Annotated in this window: 22 protein-coding genes; 3 read left to right on the top strand and 19 right to left on the bottom strand. The window is 52.3% G+C overall.

Features of this window, described 5'->3' with window-relative positions; translation table 11 throughout:
• Positions 1 to 49: 49 nt before the first annotated feature.
• Positions 50 to 844: a DUF2161 family putative PD-(D/E)XK-type phosphodiesterase gene (locus tag ACFO9Q_RS02520; RefSeq protein WP_379178339.1), complete on the top strand. Its 795-nt coding sequence runs from the start codon at positions 50 to 52 to the stop codon at positions 842 to 844.
• Here the strand turns inward: ACFO9Q_RS02520 and ACFO9Q_RS02515 are convergent.
• From ACFO9Q_RS02515 to trmL, 3 genes are all read right to left on the bottom strand, one after another.
• Positions 819 to 2015 carry a PLP-dependent aminotransferase family protein gene (locus ACFO9Q_RS02515; protein WP_379178337.1) on the bottom strand — a complete coding sequence of 399 codons (1197 nt, stop codon included), beginning with the start codon at positions 2013 to 2015 and terminating at the stop codon, positions 819 to 821. The genes ACFO9Q_RS02520 and ACFO9Q_RS02515 overlap by 26 nt on opposite strands.
• 349 nt (positions 2016 to 2364) lie before the next feature.
• Positions 2365 to 2613, bottom strand: coding sequence for an AbrB/MazE/SpoVT family DNA-binding domain-containing protein (locus ACFO9Q_RS02510; protein WP_379178335.1), 249 nt, complete (start codon positions 2611 to 2613; stop codon positions 2365 to 2367).
• A 124-nt stretch (positions 2614 to 2737) separates the two neighbouring features.
• Positions 2738 to 3202, bottom strand: a complete 465-nt coding sequence (trmL, locus tag ACFO9Q_RS02505) for a tRNA (uridine(34)/cytosine(34)/5-carboxymethylaminomethyluridine(34)-2'-O)-methyltransferase TrmL (RefSeq protein ID WP_379178333.1) — start codon at positions 3200 to 3202, stop codon at positions 2738 to 2740.
• Between the two features lie 119 nt (positions 3203 to 3321).
• Here trmL and ACFO9Q_RS02500 point away from each other — a divergent pair, with 119 nt between their 5' ends.
• Positions 3322 to 4041 carry a response regulator gene (locus ACFO9Q_RS02500; RefSeq protein ID WP_379178397.1) on the top strand — a complete coding sequence of 240 codons (720 nt, stop codon included), beginning with the start codon at positions 3322 to 3324 and terminating at the stop codon, positions 4039 to 4041.
• 125 nt (positions 4042 to 4166) lie between these two features.
• Here ACFO9Q_RS02500 and serC read toward each other — a convergent pair whose 3' ends face one another.
• The 11 genes from serC to liaF form a co-directional block, all read right to left on the bottom strand.
• Positions 4167 to 5255 (bottom strand): 3-phosphoserine/phosphohydroxythreonine transaminase, encoded by a 1089-nt coding sequence (gene serC, locus ACFO9Q_RS02495; RefSeq protein WP_379178331.1) that lies wholly within the window; start codon positions 5253 to 5255, stop codon positions 4167 to 4169.
• Positions 5256 to 5498: 243 nt separating this feature from the next.
• Positions 5499 to 6923, bottom strand: a complete 1425-nt coding sequence (glnA, locus tag ACFO9Q_RS02490; protein ID WP_379178329.1) for a type I glutamate--ammonia ligase — start codon at positions 6921 to 6923, stop codon at positions 5499 to 5501.
• Positions 6924 to 7174: 251 nt separating this feature from the next.
• A complete protein-coding gene (gene aroF / locus ACFO9Q_RS02485) occupies positions 7175 to 8239 on the bottom strand; it encodes a 3-deoxy-7-phosphoheptulonate synthase (protein WP_379178327.1) in 1065 nt (354 codons plus the stop codon).
• Between the two features lie 128 nt (positions 8240 to 8367).
• Positions 8368 to 9318, bottom strand: a complete 951-nt coding sequence (locus ACFO9Q_RS02480) for a 4-hydroxy-3-methylbut-2-enyl diphosphate reductase (RefSeq protein ID WP_379178325.1) — start codon at positions 9316 to 9318, stop codon at positions 8368 to 8370.
• 50 nt (positions 9319 to 9368) lie between these two features.
• Entirely contained in the window at positions 9369 to 10856 is a 1488-nt protein-coding gene (locus tag ACFO9Q_RS02475) for a sensor histidine kinase (RefSeq protein ID WP_379178323.1), read from the bottom strand.
• Positions 10857 to 10861: 5 nt separating this feature from the next.
• The gene (locus tag ACFO9Q_RS02470) at positions 10862 to 11557 is read right to left on the bottom strand and encodes a response regulator transcription factor (RefSeq protein WP_379178321.1); all 696 of its coding nucleotides are present in this window, start codon (positions 11555 to 11557) and stop codon (positions 10862 to 10864) included.
• 91 nt (positions 11558 to 11648) lie between these two features.
• Positions 11649 to 13280 carry a S1C family serine protease gene (locus tag ACFO9Q_RS02465; protein WP_379178319.1) on the bottom strand — a complete coding sequence of 544 codons (1632 nt, stop codon included), beginning with the start codon at positions 13278 to 13280 and terminating at the stop codon, positions 11649 to 11651.
• 196 nt (positions 13281 to 13476) lie between these two features.
• On the bottom strand, positions 13477 to 13890 hold the full coding sequence (locus ACFO9Q_RS02460) for a YugN family protein (protein ID WP_379178317.1): 414 nt from the start codon (positions 13888 to 13890) through the stop codon (positions 13477 to 13479).
• A 143-nt stretch (positions 13891 to 14033) separates the two neighbouring features.
• Positions 14034 to 14696: a response regulator gene (locus ACFO9Q_RS02455; RefSeq protein ID WP_379178315.1), complete on the bottom strand. Its 663-nt coding sequence runs from the start codon at positions 14694 to 14696 to the stop codon at positions 14034 to 14036.
• A 14-nt stretch (positions 14697 to 14710) separates the two neighbouring features.
• Entirely contained in the window at positions 14711 to 15730 is a 1020-nt protein-coding gene (locus ACFO9Q_RS02450) for a sensor histidine kinase (protein ID WP_379178313.1), read from the bottom strand.
• A 7-nt stretch (positions 15731 to 15737) separates the two neighbouring features.
• Entirely contained in the window at positions 15738 to 16769 is a 1032-nt protein-coding gene (gene liaF / locus ACFO9Q_RS02445; protein WP_379178311.1) for a cell wall-active antibiotics response protein LiaF, read from the bottom strand.
• A gap of 260 nt (positions 16770 to 17029) precedes the next feature.
• Here liaF and ACFO9Q_RS02440 point away from each other — a divergent pair, with 260 nt between their 5' ends.
• Complete coding sequence (locus ACFO9Q_RS02440; protein ID WP_379178309.1) at positions 17030 to 18331, top strand: ammonium transporter; 1302 nt, start codon at positions 17030 to 17032, stop codon at positions 18329 to 18331.
• Positions 18332 to 18452: 121 nt separating this feature from the next.
• Here ACFO9Q_RS02440 and ACFO9Q_RS02435 read toward each other — a convergent pair whose 3' ends face one another.
• The 5 genes from ACFO9Q_RS02435 to ACFO9Q_RS02415 form a co-directional block, all read right to left on the bottom strand.
• Positions 18453 to 18821, bottom strand: coding sequence for a hypothetical protein (locus ACFO9Q_RS02435; protein ID WP_379178307.1), 369 nt, complete (start codon positions 18819 to 18821; stop codon positions 18453 to 18455).
• An 84-nt stretch (positions 18822 to 18905) separates the two neighbouring features.
• Positions 18906 to 20297: a methyl-accepting chemotaxis protein gene (locus ACFO9Q_RS02430; RefSeq protein ID WP_379178305.1), complete on the bottom strand. Its 1392-nt coding sequence runs from the start codon at positions 20295 to 20297 to the stop codon at positions 18906 to 18908.
• A 118-nt stretch (positions 20298 to 20415) separates the two neighbouring features.
• Positions 20416 to 20553 (bottom strand): hypothetical protein, encoded by a 138-nt coding sequence (locus ACFO9Q_RS02425; protein ID WP_379178303.1) that lies wholly within the window; start codon positions 20551 to 20553, stop codon positions 20416 to 20418.
• Between the two features lie 47 nt (positions 20554 to 20600).
• Positions 20601 to 21113, bottom strand: coding sequence for a 2-oxo-4-hydroxy-4-carboxy-5-ureidoimidazoline decarboxylase (uraD, locus tag ACFO9Q_RS02420; RefSeq protein WP_379178301.1), 513 nt, complete (start codon positions 21111 to 21113; stop codon positions 20601 to 20603).
• A gap of 154 nt (positions 21114 to 21267) precedes the next feature.
• Positions 21268 to 21810 (bottom strand): 3D domain-containing protein, encoded by a 543-nt coding sequence (locus tag ACFO9Q_RS02415; protein ID WP_379178299.1) that lies wholly within the window; start codon positions 21808 to 21810, stop codon positions 21268 to 21270.
• Between the last annotated feature and the right edge of the window lie 18 nt (positions 21811 to 21828).

Below are 21828 nucleotides of genomic sequence, written 5' to 3'. Positions count from 1 at the left end.
TGGCATGGTTGGGGATCGGGATTCGTGAACGGGATGGAGGAATATAGGCATGGCAGTGAAGCGTGAGGAAGAGCTGTACGGCCCAATTAAGGCTTACTACGAGAGACTAGGTTACATCGTGAAGAGCGAGGTCGTCCATTGCGATCTCGTTGCGATGAAGCCGGACAGTCAGGCCAGTGACGGACAACAGACTATAATCGTAGAGATGAAAAAAACGTTCAATCTCGCCCTGCTGCTGCAAGGGATTGAACGTCTCAGAATAAGTGATCATGTCGTGCTTGCGGTGGAGCGCAACCGCTCCAAGAAGGGCGCCCATAACCAGCGGTTCGGTGACCTCACCGAGCTGTGCCGCATGCTTGGCATCGGTCTCATGACCGTGACCAACTACAAGACGAAGCCCGCGGTCATCGAGCTGCTGTGCGAGCCCGGCGAGCTTCCAACTAGGAGGCCGCGCCGTACGAGGCAGGCTCGCCTGCTCCAGGAATTCCGCGAGCGGAGCGGCGACTACAACACTGGCGGCAGCGGCGGCCGCAAGCTGGTAACCGCCTACAGGGAGAAGGCACTGCGCTGTGCTTGGGCGCTTGAAGCCGCCGGCGGCACCTTGTCGCCGCGCCGGGCTTGCGAGCTGTCCGGCTACAGCCGCTGCGGCGAGCTGCTGCGCAGCAACTACTACGGCTGGTTCGAGCGCGTAGAGCGCGGACTGTACAGGCTGCGGCCGGAAGGGGCCGCAGCCTTGGAGCAATACGCGGAAGTGCTGGCTGCTTGGGCGAAGACCCTCCCGGCTGCGGCCTTGGCTGCAGCGGCCTCTTCACGCACTCTTAGCGACGAGCCAAGAACTCGTTAACCGCCTCGGCGAATCGCTTCACCCCTTGCACCGTCCGCTCGCCCGAGTTATGGGTGAAGTTCAGTCTGGCTGTATTGCGCTGCGGATCTGCCGCGTAGAACGAGCTTCCCGGGACGAAGGCAACCCCCTTCGCCACGGAAGCACGAAGCAAGGCCTCTGCGTCAAGCCCTTCGGGCAGCTCCAGCCATAGGAACATGCCGCCTTGCGGCTGCAGCCACCGGATGTCGCTGAGCTGCGTCTGCTTCAGCAGCCCCTCCATCTCCTGCATCCGCTCGCCGTAGGACTTCGAGATGAGCGCGATATGCGCGTCCAAGTCGAACCCTCGCAGCAGCTGATCCAGCAATTGCTGATCGAGCGTGCTCGACTGGAGATCGGCAGCCTGCTTCGCCTTCGCCATCATCGCAATGACGCGGCTGTCCCCAATCGCCCATCCTGTTCGAAGCGCAGGCGCGACCGTCTTCGAGAAGGTGCTCGTATAGATGACGATTCCACCCTCCGCGCGTCCCTCCAGAGAGAATAAGGATGGATACTCGGCATCCATATGGAACTTAATATCTCCATATGGATCATCTTCTATGATCGGCATCTCATTCGTACGGCATAGCTCTAACAGCTGCAGCCGGCGCTCGGTACTCCATACCCTGCCGGTCGGATTGCCGAAGGTTGGGACGGCATACATCAGCTTCGGACGATGCTGCGCAATGAGGCGAGCGGCATCCTCGGGAATCATCCCGTGCTCGTCGCTCTCCGCCGCAACTACCTTCAGCCCATGCATCTGGAACACCTGCAAGGAGGCGAGGTAGGTCGGCTTCTCGACTAGAATCGTGTCACCCGGCTCCGTCAGGACGTCGACCAGCAGATCAATCGCCTGCTGCGACCCAGTCGTTAGGATCATCTGGTCTGGTGTTACGTGCATCCCCTTCTGCTCCATGCGGCTGCACAGCTGCTGTCTAAGCGGCAGATAGCCTTCGGTTAAGCCGTATTGCAGGGCGCTTGCTCCGCCAGCGAACATGCGCAGGGAAGCTTCCTTCAAGGCTTCGACAGGGAATAGCTCCTCTGCAGGCAAGCCGCCTGCGAAGGAGATCATATCTTTGCCTTGCGTCAGCTTCAGAATATCTCGTACGGCTGAAGATTTAAGTGCTGCAACTCTAGGTGAGAACCGGTAGTCCATTTCCCCATTACCTCCCCATATCATCTTTCTACATGTTACTCCTTCTCCCCGGCTCAGGCAACGGGTGTGAGCGATGTTCTGTAACGAGATGTACAATCTTTTTAAGTTTTCTTTTGACCCGAGGTTGGTTATAATAATAGAAGTTAATTGGAGGTGTCCACGCATGCAATTGCTTATTGTCATGACCGTCTTCGCATTGTTCATTACCGCTATGTTGACGGCATCCTACAATGACGACAAGACTAAGGGCCTGTAAGTCACAGCCCCCTAGCCAAAAAATAAAGCTTCCCGCAGGCACGTCGATGACGCGCAGCAGGAAGCTTTATTCATATGCCTGGCATGCTATCCATTAATGGCGGAGTTGCCCCATCTCGCCAATACAGGTTGAACAGAGATAACGCTCCTTGAAGTCCTTCACTTCATCCATGGAACCGCAGAATACGCATCTTGGTCGATAACGCTCTAGGATGATATGGTCCCCTTGAACTAGAATCTCAACCGGATCTCCTTCATTCATCTGGTACCTCTTGCGAAGGGATTTCGGAAGCACGATACGTCCAAGCTGATCCACTTTTCTTACTACGCCTGCCGGTTTCATCCAATTCACCTCACCTGTGTCTAGTTTTGCAAGCCATTTTTGAGAAACCTTGCATGTTTAGACTTTCGATGGGTATGTGGCATTTCCTCCCCGGCTTCATTTTTTCTTAATATTCTGCAACAAACTACTTCAGATGGAAGTAATCATTCTGCCGAAGCGCCTCGTATACGACAATAGCCGCCGAGTTAGACAAGTTGAGAGATCTCACTTGATCGCTCATAGGCATCCGAATGCAGGTATCCAGATTGGCATCAATCAGCGATTGCGGCAGCCCCTTCGTCTCCTTGCCGAATACGAAGAAGTCACCGTCTTGATAATCGAAGTCGGAATATCTCTTCACCGCACGTGTGCTCGCGTAGTAGAATCGTCCCTCCGGATACTTCTCCTTCACCTCTTCGAACGAGTCATGGTACTCCACGTTCACGGCATGCCAATAATCCAGACCTGCGCGCTTAAGCGTACGATCATCCGTATCGAAGCCGAGCGGCCTTACGAGATGAAGATGTGTTCCAGTAGCAGCACAAGTTCTTGCAATATTGCCAGTGTTGGCTGGAATCTCGGGTTCAACTAATACGATATGCAGAGCCATTTGTTCACACGCTTCCTTTTCTTGAGCCTATTTTTTACACTCACTTTACGTTAACTTAATCTCCCGCTTAACGTCCTCCATTATAGTAGATACAAGAACAGGAGACAAAAGGAGATTTGATGATGAGAAAAAAAATATTAGTCGTCGACGACGAGCCCTCCATCTCCATGCTGATTGAATTCAACCTGAAGCTTGCCGGCTATGATGTCCGGTGTGTCAGCGATGGAGAAGCTGTATTCGAAATGCTGAAGCCGTTCCGCCCCGACCTCATCGTACTTGATCTCATGCTGCCTAAGATGGACGGCATCCAAGTATGCCGTGAGCTGCGCAAGCAGAATAATGCCGTGCCGATCGTGATGCTGACTGCTCTTCAAGATGTAACGGACAAGATTGCAGGGCTCGATAACGGTGCTGACGATTATATGACTAAGCCCTTCAGCCCGCAAGAGCTGATCTCCCGTATACAAGCAGTGTTCCGCCGCATTCAGTCTCTGCCAAGCTCTGCCCCAACGACAACCTTCGAGATCGGCCGTCTGAGCGTCCATGCCGAGCAGCGCGAAGTATTCAACGATGGCAAGCTTGTTGAGCTGACACCTAAGGAATTCGAGCTTCTGCTCTTCCTCTGCCGCCACCGCGGCAAGGTGCTCAGCAGACAACAGCTGCTGCATGGCGTATGGGATTATCACTTCCTAGGCGACACTCGAATCGTAGACGTTCATATTAGCCATCTGCGCGATAAGATTGAGAAGAATGCTAGAACGCCAGAGTTTATTATGACCGTCCGGAACGTTGGCTATAAGCTTAATGGCCCGAATGTGATGGACTCCTCGCCCGCATAAGGTGCCATAACACATGCCCTCTGTGCCGTAGTAAAAACAAAGAGATAAAAACAAAGAGACCGTCTCCCTCATCAACCATGAGAGGGTAGGCGGTCTCTTCAATCTCTCTTCCGTCTAGTCGCTCGTTATCCGTTGCGCTGCTGGAAGTCGCTCATGAATGCTGCTAGTGCCTTGCAGCTCTCAAGTGGAACGGCATTATATGTCGATGCGCGAAGCCCGCCTACATCACGATGGCCCTTGAGGCCTACGAAGCCTGCTGCCTCTGATTCCTTAATGAACTGCTTCTCCAGCTCTTCGGTATGAATACGGAACGTTATATTCATAACCGAACGGCTTGCTGCGTCTGCTGCCCCTCGATAGAAGCCTCCGCTGCTGTCAATCGCATCATAGATGAGATTGGTCTTGTCCCGGTTGTATTGCTCGATAGCAGATACGCCGCCCTTGCTCGCAATCCACTTCAGCATGAGGTTCACCATATAGACCGAGAAGGATGGCGGCGTGTTATATAGAGAGTTATTATTGACATGAGTATCATAACGTAGCATGGAGCTTAACGTCTTCGGGCTGTTCGCTGCCAGATCTTCCCGAATAATGACGAGTGTCACCCCTGATGGTCCTAGATTCTTCTGAGCTCCAGCATAGATGAGTCCGAACTTCGATACATCAACTGGACGGCTTAATATGTCGCTGGACATATCGCCGACTAGCGGAATATCACCTGTATTCGGGTATTCGCTATACTGAATGCCTTCAATCGTCTCATTAGACGTAATATGGAGGTATGCCGTCTCTTCAGGCAGCTTCAGCTCACTAAGATCAGGAATGCGAGTATACTTGTTCTCTTCCGAAGTGGCGACAATGGCTGTCTTGCCAATCAGCTTCGCTTCTTTAATGGCTTTGTTTGACCAATTTCCCGTCTGAACGAAGGCAGCGGTCTTGCCTTCTGACAGCAGATTCATCGGAATCATGCCGAATTGTGTACTCGCCCCGCCTTGCAGGAATAAGGTTTTGTAATGGTCCGGAATTCCGAACAGCTCACGCAGTAAGGATTGGGTCTCATTATTGACGTTCTCGTAGATGCTGCTACGATGCGACATTTCCATGATAGACATGCCTGCTCCACCGAATTCTACGAATTGCTCCTGTGCCTGCTGCAGCACCTCGAGCGGTAATGCGGCTGGACCTGCGTTGAAGTTATAAGCACGTTTCGTCAACCTTACCCACCTCAGTCTTCTTTTGTATGATATCGCTATGATAGCAAGTTTAACCGTCTGCTTCAAGAGCATTCACCGATTATATATAACTAGAATGTCGAACGCTGTCACCTGAAGTGCTAGCTAATATTCGGATTCTTCCCCTTAACATTCAACTCTGCTTGAACTGCTCATGACTACGCCATTCGCAAAAGAAGCGAGCTTCCTGTTGGAAGCCCGCTTCTTGGGATCAATAAGTGCTGACTAGCAGTCGAAGTAAAGGTTGTACTCGTAAGGATGAACACGAATCGCAACTGCCTTAGCTTCGCCACGCTTGAATGCCACATAGTTATCGATGAAGTCTTGGGTGAATACGCCGCCTTCAGTCAAGAACTCGGAATCTGCTTCAAGAGCGTCAAGCGCTTCGTCCAGCGAGCCAGGAACGCTGCGAATCTCAGCCTTCTCTGCATCGGACAGATCGTAGATGTTCTTGTCATAAGGACCATAGCCAAGAGCGGTAGGATCAATCTTACGCTTGATGCCATCCAGACCAGCAAGCAGCATCGCTGCGAATGCCAGGTAAGGGTTAGCTGTGGAATCCGGAGTACGGAATTCAATACGGCAGCCCTTAGGAGTAACTGCAGCAACTGGAATACGAACAGCTGCAGAACGGTTACCCTTGGAGAATACCAGGTTAACTGGCGCTTCATAACCAGGTACGAGACGCTTGAACGAGTTCGTGCTCGGGTTAGTCAGTGCAATCAGTGCTGGTGCATGGTGTAGAATACCACCGATGTAGTGGATAGCCATTGGGCTTAGGTTCGCGTAAGCACCCTTCTCATAGAACAACGGGGAATCGCCGTTGAAGATGGATTGGTGAACGTGCATCCCGCTGCCGTTGTCGCCGAATAGCGGCTTTGGCATGAATGTTGCTGATTTGCCATATTGGCGAGCAACGTTGTTAACGATATATTTGTAGAGCAAGAGGTTGTCAGCTGTTTTGGTCAGCGTGTCGAAGCGGAAGTTAATCTCTGCTTGACCTGCTGTCGCAACTTCATGGTGATGACGCTCAACGCGAAGGCCTGCTTCTTGCATCAATCGTACCATTTCGCTGCGGATATCCTGTTGGGAGTCAACCGGTGCTACTGGAACGTAACCGCCCTTGACACCAACTTTGTAGCCGAGGTTGCCGCCTTCTTCCTTGCGTGCTGTGTTCCAAGCTGCTTCTTCGGAGTCAACAGAGAAGAAGGAAGTGTTCATCTTCGTTTCGTAGCGAACGTCGTCGAACAGGAAGAACTCGGATTCCGGTGCGAAGAAAGCTGCCGTACCGATACCTGTAGTTTGCAGGTATTCTTCTGCTTTCTGTGCAATGCTGCGTGGATCGCGCTCATAGCGCTCGCCGTCTGGTGTATGGATGTTACACATGATGTTCAGCGTCGGATGATCAGTGAATGCATCAATGAACACGGAATCTGTGTCTGGCATCATCACCATGTCTGATTCTTCAATGCCGCGGAAGCCCGGGATTGAGGAACCGTCGAATGCAACACCGTTAACGAACGTATCACCGTCTACCTCTGTTGATGGAAGAGTGATGTGGTGAGCATGACCGGAAAGATCCACAAAACGGAAATCTACAAACTGGATGTTATTTTCTTTAATTTTGTCCAAAACGCCTTGAACTGACATGTGATGTTTCCTCCATTTCCGAACGTTTGCATAGTATTGAACGACAATCGTTCAATTTTTTCTCCAAACCATGATGATATTATAAAACTACGATATTTCATCGTCAATACTTATGTTAGGTATTTTTTATCGATATGTAAGCTATACTTACAAGTTTGACGAGATGTTCACAAAAGTTAGCCGGTGGCAGGCAAATAGCCGCGGGCCCCTGCTGTTCAAGGGCTCGCGGCTATTCTAGCTGGGGCTGTAATCTATAGTTTCTTCCATTCCAGGAACGCTTCAGCCGGCGCCTTCTCGGTATGGAAATCACGGTCAACAAGGTTACCCAGCTGCTCCAGCTCCTTCAGAAGCTTCGCGAATTGGTCCGGGAAGAGCGATTGAACACCGTCGCCTGTCATCGAATTGTCCGGATCCGTGTGCATCTCGATAATGAGGCCGTTCGCTCCGGCAGCGACAGATGCCTTAGACATCGGCTCGACAAGCTCACGACGTCCTGTTCCATGGCTCGGATCGGATATAACCGGAAGATGGCTAAGAGACTGCAGGACAGGAATGGCAGAGAGATCCAGAGTATTGCGGGTATAGGTCTCGAACGTTCGGATTCCGCGTTCACAGAGCATGACGTTCGGATTGCCGCCGGCTAGAATATATTCGGCCGCATTGAGGAACTCGTCATAGGTGGAGCTGAATCCGCGCTTCAGCAGCACCGGCGTCTGAATCGTGCCCAGCTTGCGCAGCAGATCGAAGTTCTGCATGTTGCGAGTTCCTACCTGAAGAATATCCGCATATTCTGCACAGACATCAACATACTCTGGTGTCATCACTTCTGTGATGGTTAGCAGCCCATGCTTCTTGCCTGCCTCCGCCATCATCACCAGACCTTCTACTCCAACGCCTTGGAAGCTGTAAGGACCTGTCCGGGGCTTGAAGGCTCCTCCGCGAAGCACTTGACCTCCTGCCGCCTTCACCAAGCGTGCAATCTCATCAATCTGCTCAGGTGACTCCACGGCACACGGACCGCCCATCACGACAAGGTTGCGTCCGCCAATCTTCACGCCCTTGATATCAATGACCGTATCATCCGGATGGAAGTCGCGGCTAGCCAGCTTGTAAGACTTGGAGATCTTAATGACGTTCTCTACGCCCTTCATCTGGCGCAGATGCTCGGACAGCGTTGGCTCCGCCTTGCCAATAATGCCGATAACGGTCCGATCTATTCCCCGTGAGACATGGGCTTGCACGCCTGCTTTTTCAATCGTGCTGACAATCTCATTTATCCGTTCTTCCGTTACATTCTGATTCGTTACGACGATCATATGCTCATCTCCTTATTCGCGCTTCGACGCTTATACGCTTTTAAGCTTCTACGCTTTTAACCACTAAAGCAAATATACAGCAAAAAGCCGCCCTCGTCAATAGCATAGAGGACGGCAAATCTCACTTCTTACACAGAGGACTTCGTCCGAATAACAGGCAGCAGCTTGTTCATATTGACAGTCCTCTTCAATTCCCATGTACTTGGGTCTCTGTAATCATATTGCTCCAGATAAGCGATAACTTCCTTCGTGATTGGCGTTGGTGTGGAAGCTCCTGAGGTGACCGCTACCCGGTCAACCCCTTGCAGCCACTCCTGCTGAATCTCGCTCACATCAGCGACGCGATAAGCCTTCACCCCGGCAATCTCCTCCGACACTTGAGCGAGCCGGTTGGAGTTGTTGCTGCGCGGATCACCGACGACTATACAGAGCTGCGCCTGACCGGCCTGCTCCGCTACCGCCTCCTGCCGCACCTGTGTGGCAAGGCAGATCTCATTGTGAATCTCCGCCTTCGGGAACTTCTCCAGCAGACGGCTAATAATATGGCGAATATCCCACTGGGACATCGTCGTCTGATTCGTAATGATGATATGATCTGCATGCACCTGCAGCTGTTCAATCTCTTCCTCGCGTTCAATGAGATGAACCTTGTCCGGAGCGACACCGATTGCCCCTTCCGGCTCGGGATGCCCCTTCTTGCCGATATAGATAATCTCGTATCCCTCGGCGGTCTTCTCTCGTATGAGATCATGCGTCTTCGTCACATCCGGACATGTCGCATCGACGACGGTCAATCCCTTGTCCCGCGCTCGCTTCCGAACCTCCGGAGACACCCCGTGAGCGGTGAAGATGACCGTGCCCGACTCAATCTGATCGAGAATCTCCAGACGATTCTCCCCATCCAGCGTAATGACACCTTCCTGCTCGAACGCATCGGTTACGTGAGCGTTATGGACAATCATTCCTAGTATATAGATGGGCCTTGGCAGATCGAGGTTCTTCGCTGTCTGCAGCGCGAGCACCATCGCATCTACTACGCCGTAGCAATAGCCTCTTGGCGATATCTTGACAATCTCCATTGCTCTGACACCTGCTTTCCCAGAGCGGCCTTGCGCAGCCGCTGACAATTCTAATCTCCTTCTATTATAGACGATGAACCGGAGGAAGCATAGTACACCGGCAGCCAGATGACGAAGGTCGTCCCTTCGCCTTCGCGTGTCCGCACCTCGACCGCCCCCTTATGTTCATCAATAATCCACTTCGCGATCGACAGCCCGAGCCCCGTCCCCACGGTCTGCCCCCTCGATTCATCTGCCCGGTAGAACCGGTCGAAGATATGAGGAACCTCCTCCGGATTCATGCCGATTCCCGTGTCTCTGATGACGATGCCGGCTTGCTCACCCTTAAGCAGCGCACTCAGCTCCACTGTCCCTTGCGGCGTGTACTTGAAGGCATTCTCGATGAAAATAAACAAGAGCTGCTGAAGGTAGTCCTGGTTCCCGAACACCTCCACATCCTGTACGGCGGTCAGGTCACCAACCGTCCAGTCCGATGTGCGCGGCAGCAGCTGAGCTCTGCGTGCCACCTCTTCCGCAAGCAGCTGCAGCTTCAGCGGCTGCTTCTCCATCACGTAGCCTGCGTCGGCGCGTGCAAGCGACAGCAGGTCATTGACCAGCGTCGACATCCGCTTCGCCTCGGAGGAGATATCCTGCATTGCTTCCTGCGACAGCTCCCAATGCTCTGTTGCAGGAAGCAGGCAGTCTGGCTGCTGCCTGGCTTTGGACCACATTTTCTCAAGGAGGTCGATATTGCCTCGAATGGTCGTCAGCGGCGTCCGCAGCTCATGCGAAGCATCGGAGACGAATCTGCGCTGAGCCTTGTAGGCTTCATCGAGCTCGTTGTATGCCATCTCAAGGCGGGAGAGCATCGAGTTCAGCGTCTCGGCCAGTCTTCCAATTTCATCGTTAGGACCACGGGATGGAATACGAACGCTGAGATCCGAGCCCTTCTCAATCTGCTTCGTGGAGCGAATGACCCCCTCGATCGGACGCAGCGCCTTGCGTGCCAGGAAGAGACCGACGGTTGCTGCGATGAAGACAGCGATGATGGAATAGATGACGAGAATGGTCCGCAGGCCCGACAGGAACTTCACTTCACTCCCAACGTAAGCTCCGATCTGCAGCAGGCCAACCAGCTTCCCGTCATTCGTATGAACTGGCTTCTGATAGATGATGAATTGATACTTGGTCTCGCTGATCTGAGCCTCCTGACGATTGAAGCCTTCCTTCGGCCTCGACTTCTCTCCCGGATAGGAGAACCTGAGATCAATCTCAGACATATTCGGGGAAGCTAGCAATACGCCGGGCTCTTGATAATTGACAAGCTGAATATATAAGTCCTTCTCGAAGGATCCTGACTTGTATCTTGCTCTCAAGTCCAACTTATCCATGAAGTCTGCTGCGTATAACTCAATGTTGTCCGCTTCCTTGTGCATGCGGCTCTTAATATCTGCATAGGTATTGTAATTAACGAAGAAATAGATGGCGAAGCCGAATATGAGCAGGGTCGCCACCAATACACCCGAGTACCACAAGGTCAATCGTATTCTTATTGACATGGCAATCAGCCGCCCTCTCCGCCGCGCAGCACATATCCCGTGCCGCGAACCGTCTGAATGAGTCGCTTGCTTCCGCCTTCCTCCGTCTTCTGCCGAAGCATCGCAATATACACCTCTAATACGTTGGACTCTCCGCTGAAGTCGTAGCCCCAGATCTTATCCATAATAGAGTCTCTCGTCAGCACACGCCGAGGATTCTGCATGAATAGATGAAGAAGATCGAATTCCTTGGCCGTCAGCTCGATTCGGCGCCCCCCGCGCAGCGCTTCCCGGGAATCCAGATCCAGCAGCAGGTCTTCATAAGCGAGCCGATTGGCAGCATCCTCAATCTTATCCGGCTTGCGCCGCAGCAGTGCCCGTACACGGGCAAGCAGCTCTTCGAGCGCGAATGGCTTCACCAAGTAGTCGTCCGCCCCAGTATCCAGCCCCTTCACGCGGTCTTGAATATCATCCTTCGCTGTAAGCATGAGGATCGGCACGGTGCTTCCGCCTTCTCGTACCCGGCGGCATACCTCCCAGCCGTCTACCTGCGGCATCATCACATCGAGGATGAGCAGGTTCGGATCTGCGGTGAGCAGCACCTTCAGTCCCTCAAGACCGTTACTCGCCGTCGTTACTTCATACCCTTCGAATGCCAGGCTCCTTCTTAGCAAGGATGTAATCTTCTCATCATCATCTACGACTACAATATGCGGTCTCACCAGCGTTCCCCCCTGAGTTCCTACTGCACCACAAGGAAGCGCACACGAGTCCTCTCACCCGCATACGCTTCCTGCTTGCCTGCGTTGCTTCTTATTGCTGGGTATTGAATTTGTTTCTGTCTCCAATCTCAACTTGCAGATTCATCGCTTTGCCGCCTCGGAAAATGTTAAGATCAACCTTGTCTCCGACTTTTCGCTTCTGAATCTCTGCTATTAACTTCTCCTTGGTGGTGAACTTCTTCCCATCAATGCCTGTAATGACATCGAACTGCTTCAGATCAGCCAGATACGCTGGAGAGTTATAATATACGTTGCGCACGATAGAGCCTTCAGCCTTATCCAGCTTGAGCTGGGCGGCCATGTCCTCCGTCACATCGGTAAGCTCAGCTCCGATGAAGGGAACGGCTGGCTTCGGAATCTCCTTGTTGTTCTTCAAGTTGTCGAGCACTTCTTGAATAGTTGAAGTCGGAATGGCGAAGCCGATCCCTTGTGCCTGGGAGCTGACTGCCGTGTTGATGCCGATAACTTCGCCTTGCTCATTCAGAAGCGGACCTCCCGAGTTGCCCGGGTTGATGGAGGCGTCTGTCTGCAGCAAGTGCTTGTATTGTCTCGTTCCTTGTTGGTCTGGAATGTCGATCGGACGTTCCTTCGCACTCAGTACACCTACAGTAATCGTATGGTCGAAACCATAAGGGTTGCCGATCGCGATGACCCAATCTCCAATATTAATATCATTGGAGCTGCCCAGAGGCAGAGTCGGGAACGCCTTCGAATCCGATACCTTGACGACGGCAAGGTCAAGCTCATAGCTGGAGCCGAGCAGTTCGCCCTTCAGCGGCTTGTCATAGCCTTGTACCGTTACATTAATCTCATCCGCATCGCCAATGACATGCTGGTTCGTTAAGATGTAGCCAGTTGAGTCGAAGAAGAAGCCGGTACCGATACCTGTAGGCTGAAGCTGACCTTCGCCGCCTTGATCCTGCTTCGGCTGCGGAGCCTCCTCGCCGAAGAACTGACGGAAGAAGTCATCGTCCAGCATGCTGCCGCTGCCACCGCCGGAGTTCGCCTTCTGATAGGTCTCGATCTTGACGACCGCAGGACTCGCTGTCTCGAAGAGCTTAGCTATATTATCTGGTCTAGCGGCAGCGGTCGTTGCGCCACCCGTTCCACCGGTTGTCTGCTTCTGTCCATTAGCTGCTGTATTCTGCGGCAGAAGCGCTTCGCTAGCTGTGAACCAGTTGTTGTAGTCGGCAGAGAACATCAGTACCCCTACGACAACAACCCCGGTTAAGAATGAGGCGAAGATGGACTTGAATGACGTCCGCTTCCGCTCTCTAACCTGCCAATTCCCCTTCTGCGCCCCTTGAGCTGGAGTGTATGGGCGCAGCTGCGTGGGTGGTGTGACCTCTACCTCTCGTACTTGCGGCTCTTCTGTATCTCGATCCGATGGGGATGATGCGGTCGTGTAAGCCTGATCAGGTACCCGGCTAGCGGTCGCGGGTTCAGTATCTTGCTGTGAGCCTGGCTTGAATGGGCCATAAGAATAGTAGTAAGAGGGCTTGCTTGGTTCCCCTTCCGTATGAGAATGAGTAGGCGTGCTAGATACATCAGATGCGCTGCTTGTTGTCTCTTGCTCTTGCTCGTGCTCTGAATCTTTTGAACTATCCTTACTGCGCTCATTCCAGAAATCATCATATGGATTTTTTTTGTTCCCGTCGTCCATTATGTTCCCCTCCTCATGTAGATCCGGCAATGATTCAACATCCTAGCGTAGTCGCCGTCAGATGTTCATTCGTTTGTTGTATCTCTATCATGCACATTCTACCTTAAAACAAACTTAAAAGGAATTTAAACAAAGATAAAAAAGCCCCACACAAAGTCAGAGCTTCTCGTCGGATAGACCTATTTACACACACATGCTAACTTAGAAACATCTGCTCCACTTGATGAAGCACCTGCTTCGCTTCCTCAATATAATGGGGCTCGATATCAGCGTCAGGATCGACCGGCGTCTGGAACTGGTCGAACAGTGCCCCGACTATTCTAACACTGGCTTCCGGGTCATTCCCTTCCCGATATAAGTGCTTAAGGACGAAGGGCTTGCCGAGCTGAATCTTCGCATCATTATCATCGGTCTCTACATCAATAGTACCGTTAATCACTTGAAAAGGAATTCGAAGCCACGCCTTGTGCCCTTCGTCCAAATAGCGGTCGAACGAACCTTGATGATAGTCCCAGCTACCTCCTAGAGCAAATCGATGCTCCTCGAGCTTATTTCTCACCAGGGCGAATTCCAGCTTTGTCGACTCTAGAGGCGATGAGATTGGATACATAACCTAAGCACTCCTTTGCACTGAAGCAATCTTATCCCTTCACACTAAGCTATAGTATGGATAAGAGTACCGGCAAATATGTGCAGTAATGTAGAATAGCTGCTGTTTAATCAAGACTCCGGAGTCCGCCCATGGCAGTCGATTCAGATGCTCTTCGCCCATCCCTTGCGGTGAGCGTAGACCGCCAGCTGGGTGCGGTCAGCTTGCTCGCACTTCATCAAGAGGTTGCTTACGTGGGTTTTGACTGTTTTCACACTGATATGAAGCTCTTCGGCAATCTCCTTGTTCGCTCTACCCTCCGCTATGAGGAGCAGCACTTCCTTCTCCCTCTCTGTGAGCCCTTCGTCCTCGCCTTGAGCAGCTTGCTTCCTGAGCCCGCGAGTCAGCGCCTGCGAGACGTCGGAGGTCATGACCGGCATTCCCTTGTAGGCTCCCGTCAGCGCGTAGATGAGCTCTTCCGCCGACACCGTCTTCAGCACATAGCTGACTGCCCCGGCTTCGATCGCTGCGAACACCTTGTCGTCTTCAAGGAAGCTGGTCAGCATGACGACCTTCATATGCGGATAGGCAGCCACAATCTCTCTAGTCGTCTCAATTCCGTCCATGACCGGCATCATCATATCCATGAGGATGAGCTCGGGATTGCCGCCTTCCATTCCAGCTGCAAGCAGGCTTAGCGCTTCTCTTCCGTTGCTAGCCTCACCCACCACTTCGAAGGCTGGCTCCAGCATGAGATACGTACGCAGCCCCGTCCTGACCATATCGTGATCATCCACAATCATTACCTTCATCGTATGGCTATCCATCGTCTTCAGCTCTCCTATCCAATCTTGGGAATGGTCACTATAATGCGCGTGCCGCTGCCCGGCTTGCTAATAATCTCTGCACGTCCGCCAAGCTTCTGCGCCCGCTCCTGCATTGTTGACAATCCGTAGGAGCCCCGCTTCACCTCCCCCACACGGAAGCCGGCTCCATCATCCTGCAGCAGCAGCGTAATCTGATTCTCGTTATCAGACAAGGTCAAGGAGCAGCCGGCTGCCCCGGCATGCTTCACGATATTCGCCAGAGCTTCCTGAATGATGAGGAATAGCTGATACTCCTTCGCTTCCGACAGCGGGTCGATTAACCGTATGTCCAGCGTTCCCTTCAGCCCATTCTGATTGCAATAGTCAGGGAACCACTTGTCAAGCGCCTCGTGCAGCGTTCTTCCTTCCAGCTCGATGGGCCTCAGCTGCGCAATGAGGCCCCGCATCTGCTTCTGAGCCAAGGCGGACATCGTAATCAGCTGATGCATGACCTCATCTGCCTTGCCGGGATTCAGCTGCTGCAGCTTCGGCAGTGACGAAGCGGACATATGAATCGCGAACAGCTGCTGGGAGACCGTATCATGAAGATCACGGGCCAGTCGCGTTCTCTCTTCCATGACTGCCGCCTCATTGGATGCCGCTTCGCGCATAACCTGCTCCTCCCCAGCCCCTTGCAGATGCTTCACTCGTTCAGCGAGCATGGACGCGAGGAAGTTGAATTCGCTGTTGACCGCATGGAAGGAGGAGTCCGATGCTGAGCCTGGAACTTGAACCGAATAATTGCCATTGGCGACTTGCTTAATGCCTAGATACAAGGTGTCAATTCTGCGCTGAAGCCGCTGTGCGGCCCAGTAGCCGAAGGCGATGCTGACGAGCAAGAAGGAAGTGATGGCCGATGCCTTCACTTCCATTCTAGAGACTCCTGTGCCGAAGCTCATCCATACCGCGTAGCCGATCAGCAGCGAAGCGGAGGATGAGAGCAGGAAGAAGCCAATCAACTCCCATTTGCTGCTGCGAAAAAAACGAACCATCATACCGCCATCACCCCACCTTAGTTACACGGACATCTCCGATAAAAGTGCTTACGATAATTTTTATCTTCTTGTCCGCTTCATAGTAATGAGGCGAGTTCACTTGTATGTTCTTAAACAGGCCGCTGTCCTGCTGATCCAGCACCTTGACATCTCCAATGAAGGAGGAAGAGGTCACGGTCACGCCAACGTCTCGATCATTCGGTACGAACACCTTAACGTCACCGATGAAGGAGGAGATAATGACTCTTGTCTCACCTTCAGAGATCTGCGCCTTCGTCAGGTCCAGCACCGTGTCACCGATGAAGTGCGAGATATTCATCGGCTTAAGCTCCCAATAATCATGGCCTAGATAGATATCACCAATGAATCCGGACTTCGTCTGAACGTTCGGATCCGAATTCCACCACTCCACACGGTTGTGATGGGAATGCCAGCCATGCCGCTTGGCATGTCTCCGCTCTTCCTTCCTGCGCTGCTCTTCAACCTTCTTATCATAATAAGGGTGCTGGTACGGCCCGTTGAATCCCTTATCTTGCTCAGTTGGCGGAACAGGTGGAGCTGGCGGTCGGGGCGTATCCCTATCTGCTTGAAGCGTCGGATCCGGATGAAGCGGCGGCGCAGGAGGAATCGGTTCATCCGCGCTGTATGGCCGGAAGGACTCCCAGTCCTCCTTAGGCCCTTCAACCTTAGTATGTCTGGGCTTCATCATATATCTGACTCCAATAATAATGATAACAATCGGCCAAGCATGCGAGATGATCTCGCCAATTGACCATTCAATCCAGCCTAGATTGCGTCCCAGGAATACGAATCCAACGACGATTAGGACAATTCCCCACCAATCATCCGTTCCTCTCGTGCGGCTAAGAAGTCCCTGCAGCCCTATTACGAGGAGAATAACTGGCCAATACGTTCCGATAATCTGTCCGATGTCCAGGCTGTCGAACGGCTCCACTCCCAGCTGTCTAAGCAAGAAGGCAACCCCAACTCCAATAATCATGAACCCGGTTAGAATACGGCTTAACATAGGTCCGTTCATCTGCTTCACAGCTCCCTGCGTGATGTCATTACTCTAATCTATAGGTTAAGTATAGCTTCTGCCTCGCATTCCTCCAAGGGACGTCCGGTTGAATTGCTGCTCAGTCTGCAGACCGAGCCTCTTCCATAATTAGGCCAATCTATACGTAACTTTATATTACGTCATACGTTGACATAGTTAACTTGTGAAAATTATAATGATTAGCGGACGAATAAGAGGGTTGAAACCTCACATCATATTCATAACAGGAGTTGACATCATTGGAAATAACGGAGCTTTCCAAAGGGCTTGATACGATCTGGGTTGTCCTGACGGCAGCTATGATTCTGCTAATGGAGGGCGGATTCGCTCTGCTCGAAGCAGGGTTTGTCCGTCAGAAAAATGCAGTAAGCATTATTATGAAAGTATTCGTTGATATCGCCTTCGGCGCACTCATCTTCTACTTCTTCGGATTCGCCCTCATGTACGGCCTGGATGCCGGAGGCTTCATCGGTACGACCGGCTTCCTGCTGAACGGTGACTTATCTCACATTCAATACAACATTACTCATGAGACTTACTGGCTGTTCCAATGCGCCTTCGTCATTGCGGTCATCTCCATCGTCTCCGGCGCTGTAGCAGAGCGAATTAACTTCCGGGCGTACATTCTGCTCACCATTGCCATGACGGGCTTCATCTACCCGCTGGCGGGACATTGGGTGTGGGCCGTGGGCGGCTGGCTGGGCAAGCTGGGCATGATCGACTTCGCCGGCTCAGCTGTCATTCACGCCCTTGGCGGCTTCTCCGCGCTTGCAGCCGCTATCTTCATCGGTCCGAGAATCGGCAAGTTCACAGCTGAGGGCAAGAGCAACATCGTCCCGCCCTCCAACCTGCCTCTCGCTTCCGTTGGCGCCTTCATCTTATGGTTCGGGTGGTTCGGCTTCAATGCAGGAAGTACCCTTAGTGCAACGAATTCGTCTATCGGCCACATTGCCGTGACGACGATGCTCTCTGCCGCAGCAGGCGGGGCAGCCTGCATCCTGTTCACGATGTTCCGTTACAAGAAGGCAGATCCTCCCATGGTCATTAACGGCTCGCTGGCTGGACTTGTCGGGATTACCGCAGGCTGTGCCTTCGTATCGGATGGAGTGGCCATACTGATCGGTGCGGTGTGCGGAATTGCCATGGTGCTCGTAACCGAGCTGCTGGAGAGCAAGGGAGTTGACGATCCAGTCGGCGCCTTCGCTGTTCATGGTATCAGCGGTTCACTTGGCACACTGGCTGTTGGACTATTCGCGCTTCCTGAACTGACGAAGTCCGTCGGTCAAGGCTATTACGGACTGTTGTACGGAGGCGGTTGGAATCTGCTCGGCATTCAGCTGCTTGGGCTGGCCATTGTATCGCTATGGGGGTTCGCCATCACCTGGCTCGTCCTTATGCTAATCAAGAAGTTCATGCCTGTTCGCGTATCGCGAGACGAAGAGATGATTGGCCTGGACGTCGGCATCCACGGGGTTCCGGCATACAGCCAAGAGCATGACTTCCTGGATGTGGACCAGCTCAAGGGTGATAAGCAGGGATAAGCTCGCTAAGGGGCAATTGACTGGAGCTGTGACCTTGGTGGTTCACTAGCATGCACAACGAATGAGGGGCTGTCAGCAAGGTCATGAGATATGACCATGGCTGACAGCCCCTTCGATTATTCTATATGAGTTCATCCATCATGCCCTTGATCTTCTTCTCATCGGCCTGAGCAGCGATAGCCTTCGCATTGTCTATGTCGAGTCGCAGCAATCTAACCTTCTCCATCGGCTTCTTCACATAATGAATGTATTCGACTGCGAGATGGTGATCCGGCTTCTTCCCCGACAGCATGCGGCGGAAGGTAGACATGGACTGATACGCTCTCTCTTCAAGCATACGGCGCTTCTCGTAACGCTCTACCATCTGTTCGATCTCTGCAATCTCATGTTCCTTCTTAGCTATATAAGTAGCAATGAACGGATAGACTTCCGCTGGTTGAAGCTGCGTATGTGCCTCATGATTAATTGCCCCTGCATAAGATTCAGCCATGATAGTTCACCTGTCTTCTGATGTAATTAATGTTCACATTACAATCATACAACAAAGGGGATTCCATGGGAACCCCCTAATTATCTATTGAATGGTCAGATCGGTGCCGAGAACCCCGATCGGTTGACCCTCTGCGGAGAAGATCGGCACTGACAACGTGATGCACGGCCGCTTGGTAATCGCAGAGACATAGATGTCAGACTGGAACAGCTGTCCGCTCATCCCCTTCTTCCACCATTCACGCCCCTTCGCATTAAGCAACCCTGCTTCAGGAACCGAGTAGATGAAGGAGCCGTCTCCTCGATTGGACCAGATTGCCTCGATATCTCGCTGCTCTTGGAGGAGAACCGTCAGCTTCGCCTCATGTGAGGATTCATCCATACCGGTTAACGCTAATTGCCCAGCCGCTGCCTTCAACCAGGCGAAGATGGCAGCCATATCGACCTGACCCGCAGAACCAAGCACGTCAGCCCCCTGGCTTCCCATCTGACTAATGGCCTGAGATAGATCTGTAGAGGAGCGCTGCAGATTGCTGCTTACACGGGCTAGCTTGCCGATCTGCTCCCTCTGCTGCCCTGTCAGCTTCAGCGTGCTGTCTACACTCGTCATCGTTGCATTCACCGAATCCACTACGTCCTTCAGCATATCTGTCGTCTGCGCCATATGCTCGGTCTGCTGACGGCTTGCGGTATGGGTCTGTCCAACGAGCCTGTCAACCTCATTGATTCTTGTATAGATAAGATCCATACGCTCCTTGTTGACAGCCATCTCTTCGACACCGCGATCGACAGCCGACTTCTCCATAGCTACAGCATCAACTACTTGCTTCACACCGAGCTCAATCTGCTGAGCAATAGAGGAGGAGCGCTTGACGGCTTCATGGCTCTGTTCGGCGAGCTTCTTAATCTGCTGGGCAACGATGGAGAAGCCTCTGCCGAATTCGCCAGCATGAGCAGCTTCGATAGATGCATTCAAGGCAAGCAGGGAGGTCTGGGACACGATCTCCTCAATGAACTGGTTAATCTCATGAATATGGCTCATCTGATTAATGAATTGCTTAATATTATTATCCATGGCTCCGTTATGTATATGCAGATCATTCATGACCAGATTAGTATTCGCTAAGGATCTCACGACTTCCCGTACAACTTCCTTCGTCTCCTTGCTCTCTCTATCCAATTCTGTAGAGGCCGTGCTAATCTGCTCCGCAGCTGCGGACACCTCCTGCAAGGCGCTGAAGGCTTGTTCAATTCGATTCATCGCTTGGATGCTTCTAGACCGAAGCGTCTGCTCTCCTGCAGCTGATTCGTCTGCAATCTCCGTTAACTGCCCAATCGTCTGATTCACTTCGTCCACCGCTGCATGCAGTTGGTCCGAGATGACAACCGACTCATTCAGCAGACGGCTGACTCGTTCTCTCTCTTCCATGCTGCTGTTATCCGGCTTATGCGATTGTCTAATACGGAACAAGCTCATAGCAGGCCCAACCCCTTCCATGGTCTAGTCAATTTTTACCACATTATATAACAGCATTCGACAATTGAAAAGAGGGACCATTAGGTCCCTCTTCCTAGGTACTGCTATTCAAATGAGCTTACTTCTGCGCTTTTTGCGAAGCTTTATTCGCGTTCTTGCCAGCTGCATTCGTCTGATTGAAATCTTCTGCGAACTCCGTGTTCAACTGTTGGTTGTTCTGAGCTGCGTTCATCTTGTTGTTCTTATTCTTAGCCAATGGACTCACCTCCACTTCACCAATAGTATGGCAGTGGTCCCATCGGATTATGTAAGCACAAGATCTTCCATTCTTAGTCGAGTAATTCGGGCAATCTGCTGCAGCGCTTCTTCAAGCTCGGCTGCTCCCTCATTGTTCAGCCTTGACGATAGAGCAGCGAGTATAGACTCCTTCGTATGTCCTCTCACCGACAGGATGAAGGGGAAGCCGAACTTGCTGACATACTGCTTGTTCAGGGATAACAGCTGGTCATATTCAGTGGGATTAAGTTGATCCAGCCCCGCACCCTTCTGCTCCGAGACGGAGGCGGCCGTCATCTGCATGCGGCTGCCGAGATCCGGATGCTGTCTCAGCAGATGCAGCTTCTGCTCGGTGCTGGAGAGCATGATCAGCTTCACTAATTCATCGTGGAACTGCTGAATGGATGAGAACGGACGATGCGGCTCTACCCCTTCAATAACCCACGGTGAATGCTCGACTATCCAGCCCAGCGTCTTGTTGAACTCCTCTGCATTCATGCCATTAACCTGGTCCAATGTAAGCTTGGTCATCTTGGACATGCTATCATCGCCTCCTGTTCACCTGTCTATTCTTCCATCATGCCTCAGTACGCCGATCAGCGCAAGCTCTGCCTGGACAATCCTTAGTCATAAGGAACACCCTGCACATCAGTCCATAGCAGACGTCTGTACAGGGTGTATGATTGTTCTTGTATCAGGATTCCAAGTAGGACTGAGGAATGGGCTTGCCCGCCTCGGTCGCCTTGTTAATATCGTTAAGCCAAGCTTGGGTCAGCTTGCCGGTACCGCGCCTTAGCACTTGCACCTGCACGGTGCGCTTCCCCCATTGCTCGTACACTTGCTCTATCGTATCGAAGTACAAGTCAATCTTCTTGCCCTTGATGGCCGATCCAGTATCGGCTACAACGCCGTAACCATAACCGGGAATGTAGAGCAAGGTCCCGATAGGGAACAGCTTAGGATCAGCAGCGATCGTGGACACTCCGCCTCTGCGAACCTTCACACCAGAGTATGTGATACCATATTGCGGATGGCCGGGGCGCTTGCCCGTCGATTCTATTCCCGCCGTATAGCCGGTTGCTACTACGGTCATGCTGCTATTCCCAGTCCCAGCGGATTCAGCAGACGATCCAGCAGGTTCAGCCGCTGCTGGCAAGGATTGAACAACAGCTGCTGTTGCAAGCAGCAACAGGATGATTATTATTCGATGTGCGTAAGCTATACCACTTGTTAGCATTGGGGCAGCTTCCTCCTC

Origin of the sequence: Paenibacillus sp. GCM10023252 (assembly GCF_042653305.1) — a bacterium.
Lineage (GTDB): Bacteria > Bacillota > Bacilli > Paenibacillales > Paenibacillaceae > Pristimantibacillus.
The sequence above is the reverse complement of the archived record's forward strand: the minus strand, read 5'-3'. Positions and strand labels throughout refer to the sequence as shown.